General features: G+C 70.9%; 24 protein-coding genes. 7 read left to right on the top strand and 17 right to left on the bottom strand.

Translation table 11 applies throughout. From position 1 onward, the window contains the following. Nucleotides 1–148: 148 nt before the first annotated feature. Entirely contained in the window at nucleotides 149–1,072 is a 924-nt protein-coding gene (locus tag ASF57_RS21480; RefSeq protein WP_056181259.1) for a manganese catalase family protein, read from the top strand. Nucleotides 1,073–1,197: 125 nt separating this feature from the next. On the opposite strand, the gene ASF57_RS21485 is transcribed toward ASF57_RS21480, so the two are convergent. The 5 genes from ASF57_RS21485 to yajC all read right to left on the bottom strand — a co-directional run bounded on the left by ASF57_RS21485 (nucleotide 1,198) and on the right by yajC (nucleotide 5,788). After that, on the bottom strand, nucleotides 1,198–2,079 hold the full coding sequence (locus tag ASF57_RS21485; RefSeq protein WP_056181256.1) for a phytoene/squalene synthase family protein: 882 nt from the start codon (nucleotides 2,077–2,079) through the stop codon (nucleotides 1,198–1,200). Nucleotides 2,080–2,092: 13 nt separating this feature from the next. Then, on the bottom strand, nucleotides 2,093–2,482 hold the full coding sequence (locus tag ASF57_RS21490; RefSeq protein ID WP_056181253.1) for an MTH938/NDUFAF3 family protein: 390 nt from the start codon (nucleotides 2,480–2,482) through the stop codon (nucleotides 2,093–2,095). Between the two features lie 9 nt (nucleotides 2,483–2,491). After that, a complete protein-coding gene (secF, locus tag ASF57_RS21495) occupies nucleotides 2,492–3,457 on the bottom strand; it encodes a protein translocase subunit SecF (RefSeq protein WP_056487175.1) in 966 nt (321 codons plus the stop codon). Nucleotides 3,458–3,767: 310 nt separating this feature from the next. After that, nucleotides 3,768–5,375, bottom strand: coding sequence for a protein translocase subunit SecD (gene secD, locus ASF57_RS21500; RefSeq protein WP_056181249.1), 1,608 nt, complete (start codon nucleotides 5,373–5,375; stop codon nucleotides 3,768–3,770). 77 nt (nucleotides 5,376–5,452) lie between these two features. Beyond that, nucleotides 5,453–5,788, bottom strand: a complete 336-nt coding sequence (gene yajC, locus ASF57_RS21505) for a preprotein translocase subunit YajC (protein ID WP_056181245.1) — start codon at nucleotides 5,786–5,788, stop codon at nucleotides 5,453–5,455. 254 nt (nucleotides 5,789–6,042) lie between these two features. On the opposite strand from yajC, the gene ASF57_RS21510 reads away from it, so the two are divergent. Further along, nucleotides 6,043–6,966, top strand: coding sequence for an ATP-binding protein (locus tag ASF57_RS21510; protein WP_056487178.1), 924 nt, complete (start codon nucleotides 6,043–6,045; stop codon nucleotides 6,964–6,966). 478 nt (nucleotides 6,967–7,444) lie between these two features. Here the strand turns inward: ASF57_RS21510 and ASF57_RS21515 are convergent, their stop codons facing one another. Then, nucleotides 7,445–7,858 (bottom strand): DUF3597 domain-containing protein, encoded by a 414-nt coding sequence (locus tag ASF57_RS21515; RefSeq protein WP_055949101.1) that lies wholly within the window; start codon nucleotides 7,856–7,858, stop codon nucleotides 7,445–7,447. 364 nt (nucleotides 7,859–8,222) lie between these two features. Here ASF57_RS21515 and ASF57_RS21520 point away from each other — a divergent pair, with 364 nt between their 5' ends. After that, nucleotides 8,223–9,272, top strand: coding sequence for an ABC transporter substrate-binding protein (locus ASF57_RS21520; protein ID WP_056487182.1), 1,050 nt, complete (start codon nucleotides 8,223–8,225; stop codon nucleotides 9,270–9,272). Nucleotides 9,273–9,281: 9 nt separating this feature from the next. Here ASF57_RS21520 and ASF57_RS21525 read toward each other — a convergent pair whose 3' ends face one another. Then, entirely contained in the window at nucleotides 9,282–9,671 is a 390-nt protein-coding gene (locus ASF57_RS21525; RefSeq protein ID WP_056487185.1) for a tautomerase family protein, read from the bottom strand. A 116-nt stretch (nucleotides 9,672–9,787) separates the two neighbouring features. Between ASF57_RS21525 and ASF57_RS21530 the strand changes: the two genes are divergently transcribed. Next, nucleotides 9,788–10,702 carry a LysR substrate-binding domain-containing protein gene (locus tag ASF57_RS21530; protein ID WP_056487188.1) on the top strand — a complete coding sequence of 305 codons (915 nt, stop codon included), beginning with the start codon at nucleotides 9,788–9,790 and terminating at the stop codon, nucleotides 10,700–10,702. A gap of 36 nt (nucleotides 10,703–10,738) precedes the next feature. Here the strand turns inward: ASF57_RS21530 and ASF57_RS21535 are convergent, their stop codons facing one another. Then, complete coding sequence (locus ASF57_RS21535) at nucleotides 10,739–12,310, bottom strand: ATP-binding protein (protein WP_056181229.1); 1,572 nt, start codon at nucleotides 12,308–12,310, stop codon at nucleotides 10,739–10,741. Nucleotides 12,311–12,533: 223 nt separating this feature from the next. Here ASF57_RS21535 and ASF57_RS25995 point away from each other — a divergent pair, with 223 nt between their 5' ends. From ASF57_RS25995 to ASF57_RS21545, 3 genes are all read left to right on the top strand, one after another. Then, the gene (locus ASF57_RS25995) at nucleotides 12,534–12,779 is read left to right on the top strand and encodes a hypothetical protein (RefSeq protein ID WP_156376263.1); all 246 of its coding nucleotides are present in this window, start codon (nucleotides 12,534–12,536) and stop codon (nucleotides 12,777–12,779) included. Next, a complete protein-coding gene (locus ASF57_RS21540; protein WP_056181226.1) occupies nucleotides 12,776–12,982 on the top strand; it encodes a hypothetical protein in 207 nt (68 codons plus the stop codon). The genes ASF57_RS25995 and ASF57_RS21540 overlap by 4 nt, the downstream gene beginning before the upstream one ends. Before the next feature lie 62 nt (nucleotides 12,983–13,044). Beyond that, on the top strand, nucleotides 13,045–13,329 hold the full coding sequence (locus tag ASF57_RS21545) for a hypothetical protein (RefSeq protein ID WP_056181223.1): 285 nt from the start codon (nucleotides 13,045–13,047) through the stop codon (nucleotides 13,327–13,329). A gap of 168 nt (nucleotides 13,330–13,497) precedes the next feature. Here ASF57_RS21545 and ASF57_RS21550 read toward each other — a convergent pair whose 3' ends face one another. The 9 genes from ASF57_RS21550 to ASF57_RS21590 all read right to left on the bottom strand — a co-directional run bounded on the left by ASF57_RS21550 (nucleotide 13,498) and on the right by ASF57_RS21590 (nucleotide 21,842). Further along, nucleotides 13,498–14,526, bottom strand: a complete 1,029-nt coding sequence (locus ASF57_RS21550; RefSeq protein ID WP_056487194.1) for a P1 family peptidase — start codon at nucleotides 14,524–14,526, stop codon at nucleotides 13,498–13,500. Nucleotides 14,527–14,580: 54 nt separating this feature from the next. Beyond that, entirely contained in the window at nucleotides 14,581–15,171 is a 591-nt protein-coding gene (locus ASF57_RS21555) for a DUF1993 domain-containing protein (protein ID WP_056487196.1), read from the bottom strand. 101 nt (nucleotides 15,172–15,272) lie between these two features. Further along, on the bottom strand, nucleotides 15,273–16,130 hold the full coding sequence (rarD, locus tag ASF57_RS21560) for an EamA family transporter RarD (protein ID WP_056181209.1): 858 nt from the start codon (nucleotides 16,128–16,130) through the stop codon (nucleotides 15,273–15,275). A 132-nt stretch (nucleotides 16,131–16,262) separates the two neighbouring features. Next, the gene (locus ASF57_RS21565; RefSeq protein ID WP_056487197.1) at nucleotides 16,263–16,736 is read right to left on the bottom strand and encodes a hypothetical protein; all 474 of its coding nucleotides are present in this window, start codon (nucleotides 16,734–16,736) and stop codon (nucleotides 16,263–16,265) included. A gap of 236 nt (nucleotides 16,737–16,972) precedes the next feature. Beyond that, complete coding sequence (locus tag ASF57_RS21570; protein ID WP_056487199.1) at nucleotides 16,973–17,716, bottom strand: amino acid ABC transporter ATP-binding protein; 744 nt, start codon at nucleotides 17,714–17,716, stop codon at nucleotides 16,973–16,975. Next, the gene (locus ASF57_RS21575) at nucleotides 17,713–18,849 is read right to left on the bottom strand and encodes an amino acid ABC transporter permease (RefSeq protein WP_056487202.1); all 1,137 of its coding nucleotides are present in this window, start codon (nucleotides 18,847–18,849) and stop codon (nucleotides 17,713–17,715) included. Before ASF57_RS21575 ends, ASF57_RS21570 begins: the two co-directional genes overlap by 4 nt. A 48-nt stretch (nucleotides 18,850–18,897) precedes the next feature. Beyond that, nucleotides 18,898–20,046 (bottom strand): ABC transporter permease subunit, encoded by a 1,149-nt coding sequence (locus ASF57_RS21580; protein ID WP_056487206.1) that lies wholly within the window; start codon nucleotides 20,044–20,046, stop codon nucleotides 18,898–18,900. 317 nt (nucleotides 20,047–20,363) lie between these two features. After that, complete coding sequence (locus ASF57_RS21585; RefSeq protein ID WP_056487514.1) at nucleotides 20,364–21,395, bottom strand: amino acid ABC transporter substrate-binding protein; 1,032 nt, start codon at nucleotides 21,393–21,395, stop codon at nucleotides 20,364–20,366. Between the two features lie 159 nt (nucleotides 21,396–21,554). After that, complete coding sequence (locus tag ASF57_RS21590; protein ID WP_056487518.1) at nucleotides 21,555–21,842, bottom strand: GIY-YIG nuclease family protein; 288 nt, start codon at nucleotides 21,840–21,842, stop codon at nucleotides 21,555–21,557. Nucleotides 21,843–22,451: the final 609 nt, after the last annotated feature.

Raw genomic sequence — 22,451 nt, forward strand, 5'->3', positions numbered from 1 at the left:
ATCAGCGCGCGGCGCGACGGGGCTGACAAATGTTGCCCCGATTTAGGACACCGAGCCGCACATCATCGTGGTGCCCGAGGGGAACATGCCCCTCCGACGACCCGTTCCCGGTCGAGACCCCGAGCGACCGGAACCGGAGATTTAATCTATGTTTATGCGCGTCGACAAGCTACAGGCCGAGCTTCCCGCCCCGAAGCGGAAAGATCCCAACGCGGCTGCGGCCCTACAGGAACTCCTCGGCGGCAAGTATGGTGAGATGTCGACTCTGGGAAATTACATGTTCCAGAGTTTCAATTTCCGCAGCAAATCCAAGCTACGCCCGTTTTATAGCTTGGTTGCCGCCATCACGGCCGAAGAACTCGGCCACGTGGAGCTCGTCAGCAACGGCGTGGCGATGCTCAACAACGGCCCCGACAACGACGGCGACGCCAAGGACGGCGGCGACATCTCGAAGGCGCCCTTCGAAGACATGAAGGATATCCGGCTCGCGGCCGCCTTCCTGTCGAACGGCGGCGGCGTGACCCCGGTCAACAGCAACGGCGCCTCCTGGAACAACGACTTCATCACCACCACGGGCAACGTCGTGGTCGACCTGCTGCACAACTTCCATCTCGAATGCGGCGCCCGCCTGCACAAGCTGCGGGTCTACGAGACCCTGAAGGACCCGACGGGCCGCGAAGTGTGCGGATACCTTCTGGTGCGCGGCTCGGTCCACGCCCATGCCTACGCCCTGGCGCTGAAGAAGATCACCGGCGTCGAGATCGAGAAGTTCCTGCCGACCCCGAACATCAACCTCGACAAGATCCCCGAGTGCCAGAAGTACCTGCAGGAGGGGTCGCATCGCCGGCTCTACACCTTCAGCCCCGGCGACTACACCGAGATGGCCGGCATCTGGGGCAATGGCGAGATGGCGCTCCCGGGTGATCCGCCGGGCGAGCTCAGCGTCGTCGAGGGCATGCCCGAAGGCGGCAAGATCCACCAGCTCACCGGCGTCCCCTCGGCCTTCACCCCGGACTACGCGCCCGAGGAGATGTTCGAGATCGCCGAGAAGCTGACGAAAAAGGCCCGCTGACGCGGACCTTTCTTCGAAGCCATCCTGGGGCGGTCCCTTCGGGGGCCGCCCTTTCTCCATCATGGGGCGGTCCCTTCGGGGGGCGCCCTTTGTCATGCGCCGGCCGGACAGGAGCCGGCCGGGCTTCAGCCGCGCCGGGAGGCGCGCCAGAGCGCCCACAGGCGGCGCCAGCGCGGAATCTCGATCACGGTGTTGAGGGGATCGTAGCCCGGCCGCTCCATGGCGGCGAGGTAGGGCTCGACCAGGGCCACCGGCAGGAAGGCGGGACGCGCCGCCGGCGCGATGGTGGCGCGGGCCGCCTCGTAGGCCTTGAGATGGCTGCGCGCCAGGGCCCGCAGGTCGGCGGCGGCGCGCAGGAGCCCGGGGCCGCCGCGTCCGGTGACGATGTCCTCGCGGGTGACGCCATAGGTCTTGAGGATGTCGGCCGGCAGGTAGACCTGGCCGGAGCGGGCGTGCCACGGCAGGGCCCGCAGCAGGCCGGTGACCCCGTAGGCCACGCCGGCATGACCGGCGGCGGCGGCCCCGCCGGGCTCGACCCCGTCGCACAGGACGAGGGCGCCGAGCCGGATCAGGGACGAGACGGTCTCGCCGCAATAGCCCTCAAGATCGTTCACCCGGGGCATCGGGTCCTCGTAGAGGTCGAAGACCCGGGCATCGATCAGATCGACGAAGGGCTGGCGCCCGAGCTTGCGCCGCACGATGGCATCGTCGAGGGCCGCGGCGACCGGGTTGGCCTTCACGTCGCCGCGCGCCTCGCCCTGGAGGGCGTCGCGCCACCATTGCAGGCGGATCTCGCCGGCCATCGGGTTGGAGGCGGCCTCGCGGACCCGCGCGACGGTGAGGCTGAAGGCGATGAGGGCGAAGAGGTGGGGCCGGGCGCTCGCCGGCGCGAAGAGGGTGGCGAAGTAGCGGTCGGGGTCGCCCTCCCGCACCAGGGCCTCGCAATGCTGGAACGCGAAGGCGAGGTTGCCCTCCGCCGTGGCGGCGCGGGTGTCGGACTCGGTCATGTCCCGGCCCCCCTCACGCGACCGCGATCAGGGCGGCGGCGACCTTGCGGTTCTCCGCCATGAGGATGTTGTAGGTGCGCGCCGCCGCGCCGGTCTGCATCACGTCGAGTCCGATGCCACCCTCCTTGAGCCAGCGCCGGAGCGCATCAGGGAAAGGCGCGATGTCGAGCCCGGTTCCGACGAGGAGCAGGTCCACCGCTCCCGCCTCGGCGAGAATCGGCCGCAGGGCATTGCGGTCGATGCCGCGGGGCTCGGTCACGTCCCAGGCCCGGATGCCCGAGGGCGTGACCAGGATCGAGCCGCGATGCGACATCTCGGCGAAGCGGAAGCCGCCATTGCCGTAGGCGTCGATCAGGTGGCGCCCGGGAACGAAGCCGTCGTGCAGGCTGCCGGAGGACGCCATGGCCGCTCCCTACTCCGCCGCCTGGGGCAGGCGCCCGCCGGTGGGGCCGTTCCCGCCGGTCGGACGGGCCTGCGCCTTCACGCCCGAGAGCATCAGGCCGAGATAGATCAGCACCGGCGTCGAGACGAAGATCGCCGAGTAGGTGCAGATCACCACGCCCGCCAGCATCACGATGGCGAAGCCCTTGATCGCCTCGCCGCCGAACAGCACCAGGGCCAGCAGCGACAGGAAGGCCGAGGTCGCGGTCATCACCGTGCGGGACATGGTGGAGTTGATCGAGAGGTTGAGGAGTTCCACCGTCGGAATGGTCTTGTAGCGCCGCATCAGCTCGCGGGTCCGGTCGAACACCACCACGGTCTCGTTGAGCGAGTAGCCCACGATGGTGAGGATCGCGGCGATCGAGGTCATGTTGAACTCGATGCGGGTGATGACGAAGACGCCGAGCGTCAGCACGATGTCGTGCAGCGTGCCCACGATGGCGCCCAGAGCCAGCTCCCGCTCGAAACGGAACCAGAGGTAGAACAGCACGGCCAGCACCGAGAGCACGACGCCGATGGTGCCGGACTGCACGAGCTCGCCCGAGACGCGCGGCCCCACGGTCTCGGTGCGGCGGAACTCGTAATCGGCGTCGAAGGCGGCATGCGCCTTCTGCATCACGGCGGTCTGGCCCTGCTCGCCCGGCTGGAGCGGGAAGCGCACCAGCACCGTGCCCTCGCCGCCGAGTTCCTGCACCTCGGTCTCGCCGAAGCCGAAGCCGTTCGCCGTATGGCGGACGGTGCCGACATCGGCCGTCTTCGACTTCGCCTGCAGCTCCACCAGGGTGCCGCCCTTGAAGTCGATGCCGAAATTCAGCCCCACCGTCAGGAACAGCACCACCGTCGCCACCGACATGAAGGCCGAGAGCGGGAAGGTGAAGCGCCGGAAGCGCATGAAGTCGACGTGCGACTCGTCGGGCCAGAGGCGGAGCAGGCGCATGATCGGTCTTTCGGCGATGAGGTCGAACGGAGGCCCGATGATCGCACACGCTGCCCCGGGCTCGGCGTCATTCCGGGGCGCCGAAGGCGAACCCGGAATCCAGAACCACGGATGGCGCCGGTCCTGCCGCGTCGGTGCGTCTGGATCCCGGACTCCGCTTCGCGGCCCCGGGATGACGCGGTGACGTGACGACCGTGCGGATCACGCGAAAACCGGATCGACCTCCCTTTGCAAGCAGTGAACGGACGGACAGCGAAGTTCAGAACGGCCAGACTTTTAGAACGGCAGAGCCTTTGGAACGGCAGGGCGTCTAGAACGGAAGGGCTTTGGGCCGGGCCATGTTGTACCACAGGGCGATCATCATGCGGGTCAGGGTCACGGCGGTGATGACCGTGGTGAGGATGCCGAGGATGAACACCACGGCGAAGCCCTTCACCGGGCCGGAGCCGAGGAAGAACAGGATCAGGGCGGCGATCGCCATGGTCGAGTTCGAATCGATGATGGTGGCGAAGGCCTTGTCGAAGCCGGCCTGGAGCGCCGACACGATGGAGCGCCCGGCCCGCACCTCCTCGCGCACGCGCTCGTAGATCAGCACGTTGGAATCCACCGCCGTGCCGATGGTGAGCACGATGCCGGCGATGCCCGGCAGGGTCATGGTCGCCTCCAGCACCGACATCAGGCCGAGGATGAGGCCCACATGGACGATGAGGGCGATGTTGGCGAAGAAGCCGAACACCCCGTAGGTGGCGAACATGAAGACGACCACGAGGGCGCCCGCCACCAGGGTCGCCAGCTTGCCGGCCTGGATCGAGTCGCGGCCGAGGCCGGGGCCGACCACGCGGCGCTCGACCACGGTGAACTTGGCCGGCAGGGCGCCGGCCCGCAGCAGCACCGACAGGTCGTTGGCCTGCTGCACCGTGAAGTTTCCGGTGATCTGGCCGGAGCCGCCGGTGATCGGCGTGTTGATGCGGGGGGCCGAGACCACCTCGTTGTCGAGCACGATCGCCATGCGGCGGCCGACATTCTCGGAGGTCGCCTGGCCGAAGCGCTGGGCGCCTTTCAGGTTGAACTTGAAGCTGACCATCGGCTCCTGGGTCTGATGGTCGAAGGCCGGCTGCGCGTCGATGAGGTCGCCGCCATCGGCCATGATCCGGCGCTCGACCGGGACCCGGGCCCCCTTCTCGTCGCGGGATGGCAGCAGATCGACGTCACCCGAGGGCGAATCGGCCAGCATGCGGAATTCGAGCTTGGCGGTGGAGCCGAGGAGCTTCTCCAGGCGCTCCGGGTTCTGCTCGCCCGGCACCTGGATCAGGATGCGGTCGGCCCCCTGCTGCTGGATCGACGGCTCGGTGGTGCCGGTGGAATCGAGGCGGCGGCGGATGACCTCGATGCCCTGGCTCACGGCGCGGCGGGTGCGCTCGGTGATGCCGGCCTCGGTGAGGGTCATGCGGATCAGGCCATCGGGCTGCTCGGCGATGTCGAGGGTGCGCCCGGCGCCCTGGCCCACGAGGGGGTTGGCGATCGGCTGGGCGAGTTCGCGCAGCTTGGGCAGCAGCTTGGCGCGGGCGGCCGCGTCGGTGACGCGGACCTGGACGCCGCGCGGCAGGAGCTGGATGCCGCCCTCGGCCCGCACGCTCTCCTGCTGGAGGATGCGGCGGACGTCGTCGCGCAGGGCCTTGGCCTGCGAGGCGACGAGTTCGTTCTGGTCGACCTCCAGCAGCAGCTGCGAGCCGCCCTGGAGATCGAGGCCCAGCACGATGGCGCGCTGGGGCACGATCCAGCTCGGGAACCAGCCCGGCAGCGAGGCCATGAAGCCCTTGCGCTGCTCGGGCGAGAAGAAGCTCGGCACGGCGAGGCTGAGGCCGATCAGGATGACGGCCAGCGTCGTGACGATCTTAGTTCTCGAGAAGCGCAGCATCCGCCGGTACCGTCCTGTGTCCGTGGGTTCAGTGGCGATGCGGGCCGAGGGCGGCGCGCATCGCGGGTCTTGAGCCGTCAGGCGGCCTTGACCGGCGCGCCCTTGACGCGGACTTCGGAGATCATCGCGCGCACGACCTTGACGCGGACGTTGGGGGCGATCTCGACCTCGATCTCCGAGGCCTCGTCGGCGACCTTGGTGACGCGGCCGACAATGCCGCCGGTGGTCACGACGGTGTCGTCGCGGCGCACGTTCTTGACCATGTTCTGATGCTCCTTCACGCGGCGCTGCTGCGGGCGGAGGATCAGGAAGTACATGATGACGAAGATGAGGACGAACGGCACCACCTGCAAGGCGATGTCCGCTCCGCCAGCGGCCGAAACGGCCCCTTGCGCGAAGGCGGGGGTGATCAAGCGGGTGACTCCTCAAGGATAGGGCCGGGTCCGCCAGACCCTCGTCGAGGGGGCGTCCGGGCTTGTCAAAAAGCGCGCGGACTATAGCCAGGGACTAAGTGAAAGCAACGCCGCCCGGGTGAGGCGAATGGGTCGAGCCCCCGAAAGGGGCCGTCCGCCGCGCGATTTATCGGGTTCATGCCGATGGCCCGGCGCCGTAAAGGACCGGATCTTCCGCGATCTCCGCCCGCTTCCAGCCCGTTCGAGGAGCCCCCATGACCGCCACGCCTCCCGCCGCCACGCTTCCCGCCGACACGCTTCCCGCCGGTGCCGCGACCCTCGCCGCGGTCCTGCCCGTCCTCGAGCGGATCGCCGCCGCTCTGGAGCGCGCCGCCCCCGTTCCCCCTGCCCCCGTCGACCTGACGGCGGCGGATGCCTTCCTGTGGGGGCCGGAGCGCCGGCTGATCCCGGTGCCGCGGGTCAACCGGGTGGCGATCGGGCTCCTCACCGGCATCGACCGGGCCCGCGACACCCTGGTGGAGAACACGAGGCTGTTCGCCGCCGGCCTGCCGGCCAACAACGCGCTGCTGTGGGGCGCGCGCGGCATGGGCAAGTCGTCGCTGGTCAAGGCGGCGCATGCGGCCATCAACGCGGCCCGCGCCGACGGCGCCCTGCCCCTGAAGCTCGTCGAGATCCACCGCGAGGACATCGAGGCGCTGCCCGACCTGATGGCGACCCTCCGGGCCGACGCCCATCGCTGGATCGTCTTCTGCGACGACCTCTCCTTCGACGGCGACGACACCTCGTACAAGTCCCTGAAGACGGCGCTGGACGGCGGCATCGAGGGGCGCCCCGAGAACGTGCTGTTCTACGCCACTTCGAACCGGCGCCACCTGCTGGCCCGGGACATGGTAGAGAACGAGCGCTCCACGGCGATCAACCCCGGCGAGGCGGTGGAGGAGAAGGTCTCGCTGTCCGACCGCTTCGGCCTCTGGCTCGGCTTCCACAAGTGCAGCCAGGACGAGTATCTGGCGATGATCCGCGCCTACGTGGCGCGCCACGGCCTCAAGGCCGAGCCCGACCGGGTACGGGCCGAGGCCCTCGAATGGGCCACCACCCGCGGCTCTCGCTCGGGCCGCACCGCGTTCCAGTTCATCCAGGATCTCGCCGGGCGCCTGGGGCAGCGGCTGGAGGGGTGAGGACCCAGTCTCATCGTCACGCTTGCGCTGCGCCCGCTCAGAGACCGGATCATCGCGCCGCGCGGCCGCAAGTCAGGGCGATTGCACAGGCTGATCGGCTCATCGGAAACCCACGCGCAACACCGCGTCATCCCGGGGCCGCGCAGCGGAGTCCGGGATCCAGAAACACTGGTTTTGCAAGGTCTTGCACTCTCGGCGGCTCTGGATTGCACGCCGTTGGCGCGCGCCTTCGGATCCAGACTCACCTGCGGCGCTCCAGAATGCCAGCGCGCCACTGGGCGCAGGCTCCGTCCGGTCTGCCGCGGATCGCAGATCGAACCTCCGACCGAGCCACACCGTCTTTATCAAGCCGCGTCCATCACGCAGCCATCCGTCCCGTCACGGCACGCGGTGACCCAAAAAAAGGGCAGGGAACGCTGTCCCCTGCCCCCTGGGGCGCGGCCCCCAATTCAGGCCGCGCCGAACGTCGGATGACCAATTAATCCTTGAGGTCGGCCGGCACCTTGCCGCCATTCTCTTCCAGCTTCTTGATGACCTGCTTGTGCAGCCAGACGTTCATCGTGGCCGAGTCTTCCTTGTCGCCGGTGTAGTGCAGCTCGTCGGCGAGCTGCTTGCGGGCGGTGAGGCTCGAATCGAGGTCGAGGAGCTTCATCAGGTCGACGATCGAGGTGCGCCAGTTCAGGCTCTGCGAATTCTTCGCCGCCATGCCGTTGAGCACCTGCTCGACGTCGACGGGGCCGCCGGCCGGGGCGCCGGTGCTGGTCGGGGTCGAGGCGGGGGCATCCGAGCCGCCGGCGGAGGGCTGCGCGTTCGCTTCCGACGGCTTGGCCTGGGCATCTCCGCCGCCGAAGGGATGGAGGATCTTGCTGACGATGCTGCCGAGGAGGCTCATAACAGGTGTTCCCTCAATCTCACGTCGGCGGCCGGTGCCGCGACGGGGTGACAACGGGGTGAGTCCGGACGCGTTCCCGTAACGGCACAGATCACCGGGCGACGCGGGGGAATCCGAGGGGCTGCCGACCTTGCCGGGCAGCCCGCTTCCCTTCGATGGTGGGAGATTCATCTTCTCTCCCGAGCATTCCGCGGAGATGAAAACGCCAAACATCCGGGCTGGAACGTCGAGACCGGAGCGGATTCTTGCGCTGCGGCCCCGTGCATGCCACTGCGCGGCATCCTCCTTGCCGGCCCCACGCCGCCGCACGCCGTCCCGCCGCGTGCGCGCCCGGGTTCGGCCCGTCCCTGACCGGAACCCCCCGATGCGCCCCACCCGCCGTACCGTGACCCTCGCCGCGACTTTTGCCGCGTCCCTCGCCGCCGGAGCGGGCCTGCTCGCCGCCGCCCCGGCGGCGGCGCAGACCGCCACGCCCGTGCCGGTCCGCATCGGCGTCATCCCGGTGATCGGCGCGGCGCCGGTCTTCGTGGCCAACGGCGAGGGCTGGCTCAAGGAGGCGGGCCTCGCCCCCACCTTCACCACCTTCGAATCCGGCCCGAACATGATCCAGGCCCTGGCCTCCGGCACCATCGACGTCTACGTCGCCGGCGTGGCGCCGCTGGCCGTCGCCCGCACCAAGGGCATCGACGTGCGGGTGGTGGCCGCCACCGCCATCGAGGAGATGGTGTTCGTGGCCGGCCCGAAGCTCGCCCCCTACTTCGCGAACGGCGCCGACAAGGCCGAGGCCTTCGCGCAGTTCCGGGCCAAGGAGGGCAAACCCGCCCGCCTCGCCACGCAGCCGCCGGGCTCGGTGCCCAACACCACCCTGCAGCACTGGCTCTGGCAGGTGGCGAAGGCCGACAAGGCCAATGCCGAGGTGGTGCCGATGGGCATCGACGCGACCCAGCAGGCCATGCTGGCCGGGGCCGTCGACGGCGCCTCGATCCGCGAGCCGGCGCTGACCATCGTGCAGATGCGCAACCCCGCCATCAAGCTGATCGCCACCGGCGGCGAGATGTTCCCGGACCAGCCGGGCACGGTGGTGGGCGTGTTCGGCGCCTTCGCCGACAAGAACCCGGCCGCGGTGGAGGGCCTGGTGAAGGCCGTGATGCGCGCCACCGAACTCCTGACGCGCGATCCGGCCCGCGCGGCCAAGCCGGTGGAAGCGGCGCTCGGCAAGGGCATCACCGACATCGCCACCATCACCAAGGCGCTGACCTCGCCGGCCGCGAAGTTCACCGCCGACCCGCGCCAGATCATCGCCGCGACCAAGGCGATGCAGGCCTACCAGGTCTCCATCGGCACCCTCGACAAGGACGTGCCCCTCGAGGGCCTGTTCGAGCCGAAATACTACGAGGCCGCCACGAAGCGCTGACGCATCCCGTCAGCCCCGGTCCCGGGCGCGCTGCGCCTGGGTGAGCCCGCCATAGCCCCAGGCTTCCGCCGGCACCGCGTCGACCACCACGTAGGTGGCGAGGGGCAGGCCCGCCCCGAGAGTCCCGGCGAGCAGCCGATGCGCCGCCGCGATGAAATCCGCGATCGGCGCCGGGCCGTTGCTGCCGGCCGTGATCGTGGCCACGAGATGGGCCGCGACGGCCACGGGCACGGCCCCGACGCTCCAGGCGCCCGACGCCGTGCCCTCCACCACGACCGCCGTGAGGTCGGCGCGCTTGCCCAGAACCTCGGCCATCAGGGTCGTGACGCCGGCTTGGAGCGCGGCCACGGCCTCGTCGCGTGGAGGTGGGCCGGCCAGGGTGATGCGGACGAACGGCATGGAGGTCTCCCGGGGCTGTCGCTGCACGGCGGGTCCGTGTTGACGCCCACAGGCTTAGGCGCGCAGAACACGCGCGAAAATCGCGAAGATCCGAACGGATCGTTTGGGAAACCCGAATGGTCGCGCCGACCGCCCTCGACCTCGATGCCCTGCGCAGCTTCGTCACCGGGATCGATCTCGGCAGCTTCGCCAAGGCCGCCGACCGCCTCGCCCGCTCGCCCTCGGCGGTCAGCCTGCAGCTCCGCAAGCTGGAGACCCAGGTCGGCCGGCCGCTGACCCGGAAATCCGGCCGGGGCCTCGCCCTGACCGAGGCCGGCGAAGCCCTCCTGGGTCCGGCCCGGCATCTCCTCGCCCTCAACGACGAGACCCTGGCCCGGCTGCGCGAACCGGCGCTGGCCGGCAGCGTCCGCCTCGGCCTGCCGCAGGATTTCGCCGAGACCTGGCTGCCGGACCTCCTCGGTCCGTTCGCGCGCCAGCATCCCGCGGTGCGGGTCGACGTGCTGGTGGAGGGCAACACCGCCCTGCTGGCGGGATTCCAGGCCGGGCGTCTCGACCTCGTGCTGGCCTGGGACGCCGTCGCCGCGGATTCCGGGGCTTCGACGGCGGCGCTCTGGCCGGGTCCGGCCCCCCTCGCCCGGCGCGATCTGCCGATGGCCTGGATCGGCCCGCGCGACGGCTTCGTGCGCGATCCCGGCACGCCCCTGCCCCTGGTCGCCTTCGCGGCGCCGTGCCTGTTTCGCCAGGCGGGTCTGCGGGCCCTCGACGGGGCCGCGATCCCGTGGCGGGTCGCCTTCACCTCGCCGAGCCTGAGCGGCCTCTGGGCCGCGGTGGGGGCCGGTCTCGGCATCGCCCTGCGGGTGCCGCACGGCCTGCCGCCGGGATTGCGGGCTCTGGAACCCGACGCGGCGAACCTGCCGGCGCTGCCCCGGATCGGTCTCGCCCTGCGGGTCTCGACCGCGCGCCGCTCCCCGGCGCTGGACCGCTTGGCAGAGCTGCTGCGCGCCGCGATGGCTCCAAACCTGTTCGGCTAAGCGTCTGTTCGGCCGAGAGGCTGGTCGCCCGAGGGCCTATTCGGCGGCGAACAGGCCCGGCAGGCCGGATTCCTCGGCCGGCGGCGATGCGGCCGGGGCGCCGGATTTGGTCTCGACCGGGGCCTTCGGGTCGCCCGGCGCGGTCTCGCAGGCCAGGGCCGGCAGGGCGACGATGCGGTTGCCGCGGTAATCCATGCGGCACACGATGGTGCCACGGGTCTCCACATAGGCGAGCAGGCGCCGGGCCCGGCCGGGCGAACGGCTGCCGATCGCCCGGGCCAGGGCCTCGTCGCCGGGGCAGGGCTCGCCGGCCAGCGCCGCGCGGGCCAGCAACAGGAACAGGCCCTGGACCTCGTCCGGCAGGGCGGCCGCGGCGGCCTGCGCCTCCTCCCAGCGCGCGTCCACCGCGCCCGGGGCGTCGTCGTCCGCATCGAACCCAGCGCGGGCGACGCCGAGGCGGCGGCGGAAGGCGGCCAGGCTCATGGCCTCGCCGTCGAGGCCGCGCATGCGGCAGCGCACGAGGAAATCCTGGTAGATGACCGCCACCGGCTGGCCGCCGGCATCCGGGTCGGCGGCGATGCCGCGCAGGACCGCGTCGAGCCCGGCGCGGATCTCCTCCTCGCTCATCGGCGCGGGCGCCTCCACCGGCTCCGGGCGGTAGGCGCTGAGTTCGCGCATCAGGTCGGCCGGCGTGGCGCGGGGGGTCGGCGGCGTGCGCGGGGCCGGCGCCCAGCCCTGCGCCGGCTCGTCGGGCGAACGGGTGAGGATCAGGGCGCGCAGGTCCGCATCGGCCGGGGCGGGCAGCGGCACCAACTTGGGCGAGCCGGAGCGCGCCGAGGTCGTCACCGGACCGATGCGGAGCGCCAGGGGCCGCCGGCTCAGGGCCGGCCCCAGAGCCACGAACTCGCCGCGGGACAGATCGCGAAACCGCTCGGCGCCGCGCCGGTCGAGGCCGAGGAGGTCGGCGGCGCGGGCCATGTCGATGTCGAGGAAGGTGCGGCCCATCAGGAAGTTGGTGGCCTCGGCCGCCACGTTCTTGGCGAGCTTGGCGAGGCGCTGGGTCGCGATGATGCCGGCCAAGCCCCGCTTGCGGCCCCGGCACATCAGGTTGGTCATGGCGCCGAGCGACGCCTTGCGGGCCTCGTCCGAGACGTCGCCGGCCGCGGCGGGCGCGAAGATCTGGGCCTCGTCGACCACGATCAGGGCGGGGTGCCAGTGGGTGCGCTCGGCCTCGAACAACCCGCCCAGGAAGGCGGCCGCCGCGCGCATCTGCGCCTCCATGTCGAGGCTCTCGAGGGTGAGCACCACCGAGACCCGGTGCGCCCGCACCCGCGCGGCGATGGCCTGGAGGTCGGCCTCCCCGTGGGCGCCGTCCACCACCACGTGGCCGTAGGCCTCCGCCAGGGTGACGAAGTCGCCCTCGGGATCGATCACCACCTGCTGCACCGCGCCGGCGCTCTGCTCCAGCAGACGCCGCAGCAGGTGCGACTTGCCCGAGCCGGAATTGCCCTGGACCAGGAGACGCGTCGCCAGGAGTTCCTCGAGGTCGAGGCGCGCGGGCTCCGCCCCCGGCCCCATGCTCAGACCCATCTCGATGCCGACCGTCATGCCTGCTCCGGCTCCCGCGCGGGGGCTGTTCCGCCGCGCCTCCTGGCTCTTGCACGAAGGTCTTAACACGCGGGCCGGCCGGCCGGTCCGTCACGCGAGGCCGGCATCCACAGGCCAGGGGCCGCACCCCGGGTGGGGGCTGAGCCGGCGAATCTTTTCTTGTTCCGCTTTCGTTCCAAAGGCACCAAAAGGGTATTATCTTTAATCCTAGGATACCGAACCTATGCTCTTTGTCCTAGGTATTTTGACCTGTCTCACCCGCGCGATGGCGTCGATGGCGGTCCGTATGGAACAAAAACCGAACGATCGCTGTCGCGGAGACCTGCCGGGAGGGAGACCTGCCGGCACGACGATCGACAATCGTCACAAGTTCGGCAGGCTTGAGGGAGAGTCGCAGGCCTTCAAAGCCACCCGCGGCAAAGGCAGCCCTTGCCGCTCCGCCGGCCTGTTCCAGTTAATCCCGTCATGAACCCAGTCCTCGTCGTCGCCCTCGTCTGCGCCTCCACCGTCCAGGCCCCGGATTGCTCGCGGGAAACGGCGCTCGACATCATCACGGGCCCCGCCCACACGCTGCAGGAATGCCTGATGCAGGGACCCGTGCTCGCCGCCAATGCGGGGCACGGCAACGACCAGGGCACCTACGTGAAGACGCGGTGCGAACCGCGGCGCTGACGCCGCGCGGAAGGGCGGGACACGCCAGGAATACCGGACACGCCAGGAATACCGGACACAGCATGGATGACATCGATCCCGAACGCGCGGTGATGATCCGCCTGCGCGCCCGCCTCGCGGTGGTGGAGCGCGCGGCCTGGTTCGGCCTGGTCCAGGCGATGCGGACGCAGCCCGCGGAGACCGAAGCCTATCTCACGGCCGAGCGGGCCAAGTGCGCCGAAGGCTTCGGTCAGCGCGGCTGGGCCGCCGACCTGACGGAGGCCGAGCGCCGCATGCTCGGCGCCGAGGTCGATGCCGGCCTCGCCGGCCTCATCGCGGATGCCAAGGCCGAACTCGGCCAAACCTGATGCCCAAGGCCGAACCCGGCCCCACCTGATGCCCAAGGCCGAACCCGGCCCCACCTGATGCCCAAGGCCGAACCCGGCCCCACCTGATGCCCAAGGCCGAACCCGGCCCGATCTAATGCCCAAGGCCGGATTCGGCCCGATCCAATGCCAAGACCGGGCCTGAACCGGTCACCCCCCGAACCGGTCGCGCCAGGCCGGCGGTCCGGCGAATCCCGGCGGAGTCGTGGCGCGATGGACGCCGATCGCCACGGCGCGCGCCAAGGTCCGGGCGGCCGCGTCGCCGATGCGGGCGAGGTCGATGACGGGGTCGGCGAGCGCCACCCGCCCGGTGGAGACCGCGAAGACGACGTCGCCGTCGAGCGGCGTGTGGATGGGGCGGATCGCCCGGGCGAGACCGTCCTGGGCCATCACGGCGAGGCGGCGGGCCTGGGCCTTGGTGAGGGTCGCGTCGGTGGCCACCACCGCGAGCGTCGTGCTGGCCCCGGCCGACCCCTTGCGCGGGGGCCAGGTGAACGCATCGGCCGGCATCGCGGCGGGACACCCGAGGCCCCCGAACTCGGCGCCGATCTCGTCGGCGCCGGCCCAGAAATGCGGCCCCTCCCCCAGCGTCACCCGGCCGAAGGCGTTCACCGCCACCAGCGCCCCGACCCGGACGGGCCAATCAGCAGGATCGAGGCCCGTGGGATCGAGGCCGGCGACCTCGGCCGAGGCGGAGCCGATCCCGCCCTTCAGGTTGGCGGTGGCCGCCCCGGTCCCGGCCCCGACCGAACCGAGGGCGAAATCCCGCGTCGCCGCCACCGCCGCCGCATGGCCGAGCTCGCGATAGGGCGCGTACCGGCCCCAGGCCTTGTCGCCGCCATTGAGGAGATCGAACAGGATCGCGGCCGGCACGATCGGCACCCGGGCCGGGCCGATCGCGAAGCCTCGCCCGGTCTCGGCGAGGTGGGCGACGACGCCGGCCGCCGCGTCGAGGCCGAAGGCCGAGCCGCCGGACAGCACCAGGGCGTCGATGCGCGCCACGGTGCGCTCGGGATCGAGAAGGTCGGTCTCGCGGGTGCCGGGACCGCCGCCGCGCACGTCGATTCCGGCCACCACGGGCGCGTCGAACAGGAGCGCGGTGACGCCGCTGGCGAGCCGCAGATCGGTGGCGTGGCCGACCCGGAGGCCGGCGATGTCGGTGATGCGGTTGGTCAGCATGGCGCCTCCCCGCGGGTCGCTCGGCGCGGGCTCCGATCGGAGAGCCCGCAGGATTCAGGATCGCGCGTCGCCGGGCTCTACCTGGGCCGACGCCGCCGGTGCGGACCTGAGATAGGCGAACATGTGCGGCACGTAATCGGCCTTGCCGATTGCGATCCCGTGGTTCCGCAGGATGGCGTAAGCCGTGATGACGTGGAAGTAGAATTGCGGCAGCGCCCAGTCGCGCGCGTAGGTTTCGCCCGTCATGTCGAAGGTCGGGCCGCCCGGAAGCTCGATCGCGATCGGCGCCGTTGCCCCCGCGTCGAGCGCGTCGTCGGCCAGATCGTCCAAATGGGACAAGGCCTCGCCGATCCGGCCCCGCGCCTGGGCGAAGGATCCGGGAACGTCGCCGGCCTGACGCCCCTCGGCCGCCACCGCATCGAGCGACGAAGGAATGGGCTGCCCACGCAGGCGGAAGGTCGCTTCCTGCGCCAGGAAGGCGGCGAATCGCAGCTGGGCCGCCAGCGGCAGCATATCGGTGGCGAGGCGCGCCGACAGCAGGCTTTCGGCCCGGGTCGGCGCCTGCCGTTCGACCGTGTCCAGCAGCCCGGCGAGGGTCGCCAGCATGTTTCGATAGGTCGGCACGAGAAGCGCGGTCAGCGACATGGCGGTCTCCGGAATCGGCCGTGCGTCAATCCTATGCGAAACCACAGGGCGGATCGAGCGGTGACACGACGGCGTCCGGGGTCCGCTCACCCGGACGGTCCTCAGGCGCTCCGCGCCTGCCGGGCGGCACGGGTGGCATCGGCCGCGTAGATCGCCAGCGCCAGCCAGATCAGCCCGAACAGCACCATGCGGTGCGGCTCCAGCCGCTCGCCGTACACGAGGGTGCTGAGGACGAGGAGGCAGGAGGGGGCGAGGTACTGCATCAGCCCGAGGGTCGCCAGGGTGAGCCGCTCGGCGGCGGCCGCGAACCAGATCAGCGGCAGGGCCGTGGTGGCTCCCGTGAGCAGGATGAGCCCGGCCCGCACGGGGTCGCCCTGGATCACCGGCGGCGCGAAGACCGCGAGATAGACCAGCGCCACCGGCAGGAGCAGCAGCGTCTCGGCGGCGAAGCCCACCATGGGGTCGACGCCGACGACCTTGCGGGCGAGCCCGTAGAGCGAGAAGCTGCCGGCCAGCGCCAGGGAGACCCAGGGCAGGCTGCCCGCCAGGACGACGGCCAGCAGCACGGCGCCGGCGGCCAGCGCCACGGCCGCGGCCTGGACCGGGCGCAGGCGCTCGCCGAGCACCACGGCGCCCAGAGCCACGCTCACCAGCGGGTTGATGAAGTAGCCGAGGCTGGCATCGAGCATGTGCCCGGATTGCACGGCCCGGAGATAGAGGAGCCAGTTCACGCCGATCAGCCCGGCCGACAGGACCAGGAGCCCGTGCCGGCGCACCAGGGGGAAGGGAGAGCGGATGCGGCGGCGGAGCGCCACCAGCAGGCCGGCGACGAGGAGGCTCGACCAGACGATGCGGTGGGCCAGGATGCTCGGGGCCGGCACGGCGTCGAGCAGGCGGAAATGCACCGGGACCACCAGGCCCCAGCTCAGATAGGCGCCGAGCGCGTAGATCAGACCCAAAGGCCGCCTCCCCTCGCGGGCCCGTCGGCCCGCCACGGCCCGGAAGGGGACCGGGTGGGGCTTATAGCAAGCCCGTCAGCCCGCTTCGCACGGCCGCGCCGGTGCGGGACGGCGCAGGGTGCGCGAGCGCACTCAGCGGCTACGCGCCAGCGTGACGGTGGGGTCGCCGCGCATGAGGGCGTTCAGGCGCTCGGTGTCGAAGCCCTCGGCGGCCTTCCTGGCCGGCTTCGCGGGCGCCACGGCGGCGACCTTGGCCACGGGCTTGGCCGGGGGCCGGCCCGCCGCCTCGCGTGTGGTGGTCTCGCGGGCGGTGGTCTCGCGGGCGGTGGTCTCGCGGGCGGTGGAGGCCCGGGGCACCGGCGGACGGGTCACCGTCGCGCGGGCGACCGGGTCGCGCCCGAGGATGTCGCGGATCGAGGGGCCGGTCTCCACCGGCAGCGACCCCGTCATGCTTGGCTCGGGCAGGCTGAGCCGGGTGAGCGCCGCCACCGGGGCGGTGGCGCGGACGGGCGCCGGATGGTCGAGCCGGTCGACGCAGGCGAAGGCGATGACCAGGGCGCTGCCGCCGAAGATGCTGCCGACGACGATGTTCCGCAGGATACGCAAGCGACGAGCTTCCCGAATACGCGAGTGCGAGACAGGATTTAGCGGGTCTGCGTTAACGAACCGGAGCACACGTCTTCGCGAAAACTTCCTGCGCCGGCACAACTCCCGTGCCGCGCTTGCGCGGCCTTCCAACCAAAACGGTTTCGCGCGGGCGCGGCCTTCCAACCAAAACGGTTTCGCGCGGGCGCGGCCTTCCAGCCAAAAAGGTCGCGCGCAGGCGCGCCCCTGACCGCCCCTCAGAGAAGACGCGCGAGAAAATCCCGGGTGCGGGGATGCTCGGGCCGGTCGAAGAACGCGTCCGGCGGCGCGACCTCGACGATCTGGCCCTCGTCCATGAACACCACCCGGTCGGCGACGCGGCGGGCGAAACCCATCTCGTGGGTGACGCAGAGCAGGGTCATGCCGCGGGCCGCCAGGTCCGTCATGGTGTCGAGCACCTCCTGCACCATCTCGGGATCGAGGGCCGAGGTCGGCTCGTCGAACAGCATCACCGCCGGGTCGAGGCAGAGGGCGCGGGCGATGGCGACCCGCTGCTGCTGCCCGCCGGAGAGCTGGCCGGGATGGCGCGGCGCCAGATCCGCGATGGCGAGGCGCTCGAGTTCCGCGCGCGCCCGGGCCTCGGCCGCCCGGCGCCCGATCCCGCGCCCGTGGATCGGCGCCAGGGTGCAGTTCTCCAACACGGTGAGGTGCGCGAACAGGTTGAAGTGCTGGAACACCATGCCGACGGCGCGCCGCACCGCCGGAATGCGGGCCGGGGTGAGATCCTGGCCGGCGACCCGGAGGGTGCCGCCCTGATAGGATTCGAGGCCGTTGACGCAGCGGATCAGGGTCGACTTGCCCGAACCCGAGGGGCCGCAGATGACGATCTTTTCCGATTCGGCGACCGTGAGGGAGACGTCGCGCAGCACGTGGGTGGCGCCGAACCACTTGTTCACGCCGCGGAACTCGAGTGCGGGCGGGGCTGGATCGGCGGGCGTCATGCCCGGCCCCGCTCGCCGGCGGCCAGCCGCCGCTCGATGAAGGCGGCATAGCGCGCCATCGAAAAGCAGACCGCGAGGTAGAACAGGGCCGCGAAGGCGTAGGCCGTGGCGGGAATGGTCGGGGCCGACCAGCGCGGATCGGCGCGCGCCGCCTCCAGCACCCGGATGAAGTCGGCGATGCCCACGATCGAGACCAGGGTGGTGTCCTTGAACAGGCCGATCAGCGTGTTGACGATACCGGGCACCACCACCTTGAGGGCCTGGGGCAGGATGACGAGGCGCAGGGTCTGCGCCCGCGTCAGTCCCAGCGCCAGGGCCGCCCGCCCCTGTCCCTCGGGTATCGCCTGCAGGCCGCCGCGCACCACCTCGGCCATGTAGGCGGAGGCGAACAGCGCGATGCCGACGAGCGGGCGGACCAGCCGGTCCACGGTGAGGTCGCCGGGCAGGAACAGCGGCAGCATCACGTTGGCCATGAACAGCACGGTGATCAGCGGCACCCCGCGCCAGAACTCGATGAAGCCGATGCAGGCATAGCGCAGCACCGGCAGCGCGGAGCGCCGCCCCAGCGCCAACAGGATGCCGAGCGGCAGCGCGGCGACGATGCCGACCAGCGAGACCACCAGGGTCACCAGCATGCCGCCCCACAGGCTGGTGGCGATCGGGGCGAGGCTGAGGAATTCGGCGCCCGAGAGCAGCCAGAACGACAGGATCGGGCCGACCAGGAAGACGAAGACGGCGCCGAGGCCGCGCTTGGGCGCATCGAGCCACAGCATCCAGACCGCACTGAGCGCCACGAGCCCGAAGAACAGGTTCGGGCGCCAGCGCTCCGCCGCCGGGTAGGAGCCGTAGACGAGGTAGTTGATCTTGTTGCCGATGAAGGCCCAGCAGGCGCCGACCGGGTGCCCGGCGATTTCCGGCCGGCAGGCCTCGCCCAACGTCCCGCTCCAGACCGCGTCGGTGACGAGGAAGCGGATCACGGGCGGCAACAGGAGCGCCAGCCCGGCCAGGATCACCAGCGTGGTCAGCGTGTTGCCCCACCCTTCGAACAGGTTCTGCCGCAGCCAGCCGAGGGGGCCGCCGGTCCGGCGCGGCGGCGGAGCCGGGGGCAGCAGGGTCTCGCGGATCACCGTCATCGCGTCACCGGTTTCATCGGCTCACCGGTTTCCATCGGCTCACCGGTTTCATCGCGTCACCGGGGCCGCACGGCGGTTATAGGCGTTCATCAGGGCGGCGAGGCCGAGGCTCAGGGTCAGGTAGACCGCCATGGTGATGGTCACGACCTCCACCGCCTGGTTGGTCTGATTGAGCACCGTGCCCATGAAGACGTGGACGAGGTCGGGATAGCCGATCAGCACCGCCAGCGACGAGTTCTTCGTGATGTTGAGATACTGGCTGGTGAGCGGCGGCACGATCACCCGCATGGCCTGCGGGATGGTGACGAGCGCCAGGGCCTTGGCCCGGCTCAGGCCGAGGGCCGCCGCCGCCTCCCCCTGTCCGCGATCCACGCTGTTGAGGCCGGCGCGCACGATCTCGGCGATGAAGGCCGCCGTGTAGGTGGAGAGCCCGAGGAGCAGGGCGGCGAATTCCGGCAGCACCCCGAGCCCGCCGTCCGGCCCGTAGGGACCGGGCGCCGGCCACGCGACCGGCACGGGATGACCGGAGAGGCCGAGACCGATCCAGGCCAGGGCCGGCAGGCCGAGCACCAGGGCGAGGCCCGGCCCCGCGACCGGACCGGCTTCGGCCCCGGCCGCGACGCGCCGGTTGGCGCGCCGGGTCCAGGCGACCGCCGCGCCGATCCCCGCCACGAAGGTCAGGGGCACCAGCCAGGCAACCCCGGAAAACTCAGGTCGTGGCAGGACCAGCCCGCGCTGGCTCAGATACGCCCCGCCCCAGGCCGCCGGGTCGCGCGCTTCGGGCAGGGCCACCCGCACGGCCACGTACCAGACGAGGAGCTGCAGCAGCAGCGGCAGGTTGCGCAGGGTCTCGACGTAGATCGCCGCGAGCGTCCGCGCGAGCCAGTTCGGCGAGAGCCGGGCGATGCCGACGGCAAAGCCGATGAGCGTGGCGAGCCCGATGGCGAGGCCCGAGACCAGCAGGGTGTTGAGGAGCCCGACCACGAACGCGTCGCGATAGGTCGAGGTCGCGGCGGCGTAGGAGATCAGCCGCTGGCTGATGTCGAACCCCGCCGGGCGCCCGAGGAAGCCGAACCCGGCGGCGATGCCCTGGCGCGCGAGCTTTTCGGATGCGTTGGTGGCCGCCGCATAGGCCAGCGCCGCCAGTGCGAGCACGACGAGAGCCTGGAGCGCGAGGGCGCGGGGGGCCTTACGCATGTGCCGACCTGCGGAGCGCAAAACCCTCCCTCTGCGGGCAGTGCGATTGCATAGGACAGCGCACCGTCATTCCGGGGCGCCGCAGGCGAACCCGGACCCGAAGGGGCGCGCCGGAGGCGCGCGATCCAGAGCCGCCGACAGTGTCGAGTCTTGCGCCACCTGCGTTTCTGGATCCCGGGCTCCGCTGCGCGGCCCTGGGATGACGCGGTGCCACGCATGGGCTTCCGGCCAGCAAATCGGTATCTGCGATCGCTCTCTCCACACGGAGGAGGGGGAACGCGTGCGCTTTTGCAGAGCGGTCTGGCAAAGGACCGCCCTCACCGGATCGGCGGCCCGTACTGCAGGCCCCCGTTGGTCCACAGCGCGTTCAGCCCGCGCGGGATCTTCAGGGGCGTCGCGTCGCCGAGGTTGCGGGCGAAGACGTCGCCGTAATTGCCCACGTGACGGACGATCCGGTAGGCCCAGTCGGTGGTCAGCCCGAGGCCCTGCCCGTAGGTGCCCTCGACACCGAGGATGCGCTTCACGTCCGGACTCAGGGTCTCCGTCCGGAGCGCCTCGACGTTGGCCTGGCCGATACCCGCCTCCTCCGCGTCGATCATGGCGTAGTGGGTCCAGGCCACGAGGTCGCGCCAGGCATCGTCGCCCTGGCGCACGCCCGGCGCGAAGGGCTCCTTCGAGATCGCCTCCGCGAGGATGACATGCTCCTCCGGATGCGCGGTCTTCAGGCGCTCGCCGTAGAGGGAGGACTTGTCGGTGGAATAGGCGTCGCAGCGGCCGGATTCGTAGGCGCCGAGCGTCTGCTCGCTGTTGGCGAAGGTGACCACCTGGTAGGTCAGCCCGCGGGTGCGGAACCAGTCGGCGGTGTTCAGCTCCGTGGTGGTGCCCTGCTGCAGGCAGATCGTGGCCCGGTCGAGCTGCTTGACGGCCGTGATGTTGAGGGATTTTCGGACCAGGAATCCCTGGCCGTCGAAGAAGGTGATCACCGGAAAGTTCATCGCGGCGGTGTCGCGCGACAGGGTCCAGGTGGTGTTGCGGGCGAGCACGTCGATCTCGCCCGATTGCAGGGCGGTGAAGCGCGCGGCCGAGGATTGCGGGATGAAGCGCACCTGGTCCGGATCGTCGAAGATCGCGGCGGCGAGCGCCCGGCAGAAATCCACGTCGAGCCCGTGCCAGCGCCCCTGCCCGTCCGGCATGCTGAACCCCGCCACCCCGCCGCTGACCCCGCAGACGAGGTGCCCGCGCGCCTTGACCTGGGCCAGGGTATCGCCTTGCGCGAGCGCCGCAGTCCGGGTCAGCACCGGAGACGCGGCGAGCAGGGCGGCGAGGAGCGGGATCGACAGGGATCGCATGCGCGCATTGCAGGGCATCGCGCGCCGGGGTCAAGCCGGGGACGATCCCGTGTGCCCCGAGTCATCCGACCCAACCCCGTCATTCCGGGGCGCCGCAGGCGAGCCCGGAATTAAGATGCGCGCGGCTGGGCCATCAGCCGCAACCTCCGTGAGGTGGTCTCACAGGGCGAGGCTCGCCGTCAGATCGGACCAATCCGGGTTGGCCTCCTCGATCAATCGGATCTTCCAGTCGCGGCGCCAAGTCTTGAGCGCCTTCTCGCGCTGAATCGCCTCGATGGCCCGTTCATAGAGTTCGTACCAGACCAGGCGATCGACCTCGTACCGCGCCGTGAATCCGGCCGGTCGCTTCGCCTTGTGCTCATGGACACGACGCGCCAGGTCGTTCGTCACACCGATATACAGCGTGCCGTGCCGCCGGCTCGCGAGCATGTAGACGGCGAAAGGCATGGCGGTCATCGCAGGGTAGAGCGGGTCAATGATGCGCCGATCGTACGGCTGCGCCAGCGCTTCTTCGAGCCCAGTCGCGGTTCTAGATTCCGGGCTCGCCTCCGGCGCCCCGGAATGACGGGATTGACAGTGGAATCACGTCAACGCCCCATCCAAACGTCTCCAGCCAGCGCAAGCTCACATCCGCCATCCGACCCAACCCCGTCATTCCGGGGCGCCGAAGGCGAGCCCGGAATCCAGACGCGCGCGGCTGGGCCATCAGCCGCAACCTCCGTGACACCGTCCGATCGCTTCGCCTTGTGCTGGTGAATGCGGCGGGCGGTCGTTCGTCACGCCCATCGACAGCGTGCCGTGTCGTCCGCTCGCGAGCATGGAGACGGGATAGGGCGTCGACCGTCGATCGTGCAGCTGCGCCAGCGATGTTTCGGAATCCTGTGCGATTCAAAATCCCCTGCGGTTCTGGATTCCGGGCTCGCTTGCGGCGCCCCGGAATGACGGGTTTGGTTCGACGGCGGACGCGGTTCCACCTCTGACCCAGCGCCCGCCCGGCTTGACGCCGGCGCGTGCGGCGGGCTTCGGTCGCCGCACGCTCACCCCTCGCCCGCCGGT

Origin of the sequence: Methylobacterium sp. Leaf117, from assembly GCF_001422985.1 — a bacterium.
Taxonomy (GTDB): domain Bacteria; phylum Pseudomonadota; class Alphaproteobacteria; order Rhizobiales; family Beijerinckiaceae; genus Methylobacterium.

Bases quoted from the DNA above. Each gene is read 5' to 3' on its own strand.
- ASF57_RS21480 (WP_056181259.1), top strand. From the start codon at position 149: ATGTTTATGCGCGTCGACAAGCTACAGGCCGAGCTTCCCGCCCCGAAG.
- ASF57_RS21485 (WP_056181256.1), bottom strand. From the start codon at position 2,079: ATGACCGAGTCCGACACCCGCGCCGCCACGGCGGAGGGCAACCTCGCC.
- ASF57_RS21490 (WP_056181253.1), bottom strand. From the start codon at position 2,482: ATGGCGTCCTCCGGCAGCCTGCACGACGGCTTCGTTCCCGGGCGCCAC.
- secF (WP_056487175.1), bottom strand. From the start codon at position 3,457: ATGCGCCTGCTCCGCCTCTGGCCCGACGAGTCGCACGTCGACTTCATG.
- secD (WP_056181249.1), bottom strand. From the start codon at position 5,375: ATGCTGCGCTTCTCGAGAACTAAGATCGTCACGACGCTGGCCGTCATC.
- ASF57_RS21510 (WP_056487178.1), top strand. From the start codon at position 6,043: ATGACCGCCACGCCTCCCGCCGCCACGCTTCCCGCCGACACGCTTCCC.
- ASF57_RS21515 (WP_055949101.1), bottom strand. From the start codon at position 7,858: ATGAGCCTCCTCGGCAGCATCGTCAGCAAGATCCTCCATCCCTTCGGC.
- ASF57_RS21520 (WP_056487182.1), top strand. From the start codon at position 8,223: ATGCGCCCCACCCGCCGTACCGTGACCCTCGCCGCGACTTTTGCCGCG.
- ASF57_RS21525 (WP_056487185.1), bottom strand. From the start codon at position 9,671: ATGCCGTTCGTCCGCATCACCCTGGCCGGCCCACCTCCACGCGACGAG.
- ASF57_RS21530 (WP_056487188.1), top strand. From the start codon at position 9,788: ATGGTCGCGCCGACCGCCCTCGACCTCGATGCCCTGCGCAGCTTCGTC.
- ASF57_RS21535 (WP_056181229.1), bottom strand. From the start codon at position 12,310: ATGACGGTCGGCATCGAGATGGGTCTGAGCATGGGGCCGGGGGCGGAG.
- ASF57_RS25995 (WP_156376263.1), top strand. From the start codon at position 12,534: ATGCTCTTTGTCCTAGGTATTTTGACCTGTCTCACCCGCGCGATGGCG.
- ASF57_RS21540 (WP_056181226.1), top strand. From the start codon at position 12,776: ATGAACCCAGTCCTCGTCGTCGCCCTCGTCTGCGCCTCCACCGTCCAG.
- ASF57_RS21545 (WP_056181223.1), top strand. From the start codon at position 13,045: ATGGATGACATCGATCCCGAACGCGCGGTGATGATCCGCCTGCGCGCC.
- ASF57_RS21550 (WP_056487194.1), bottom strand. From the start codon at position 14,526: ATGCTGACCAACCGCATCACCGACATCGCCGGCCTCCGGGTCGGCCAC.
- ASF57_RS21555 (WP_056487196.1), bottom strand. From the start codon at position 15,171: ATGTCGCTGACCGCGCTTCTCGTGCCGACCTATCGAAACATGCTGGCG.
- ASF57_RS21570 (WP_056487199.1), bottom strand. From the start codon at position 17,716: ATGACGCCCGCCGATCCAGCCCCGCCCGCACTCGAGTTCCGCGGCGTG.
- ASF57_RS21575 (WP_056487202.1), bottom strand. From the start codon at position 18,849: ATGACGGTGATCCGCGAGACCCTGCTGCCCCCGGCTCCGCCGCCGCGC.
- ASF57_RS21580 (WP_056487206.1), bottom strand. From the start codon at position 20,046: ATGCGTAAGGCCCCCCGCGCCCTCGCGCTCCAGGCTCTCGTCGTGCTC.
- ASF57_RS21585 (WP_056487514.1), bottom strand. From the start codon at position 21,395: ATGCGATCCCTGTCGATCCCGCTCCTCGCCGCCCTGCTCGCCGCGTCT.
- ASF57_RS21590 (WP_056487518.1), bottom strand. From the start codon at position 21,842: ATGCCTTTCGCCGTCTACATGCTCGCGAGCCGGCGGCACGGCACGCTG.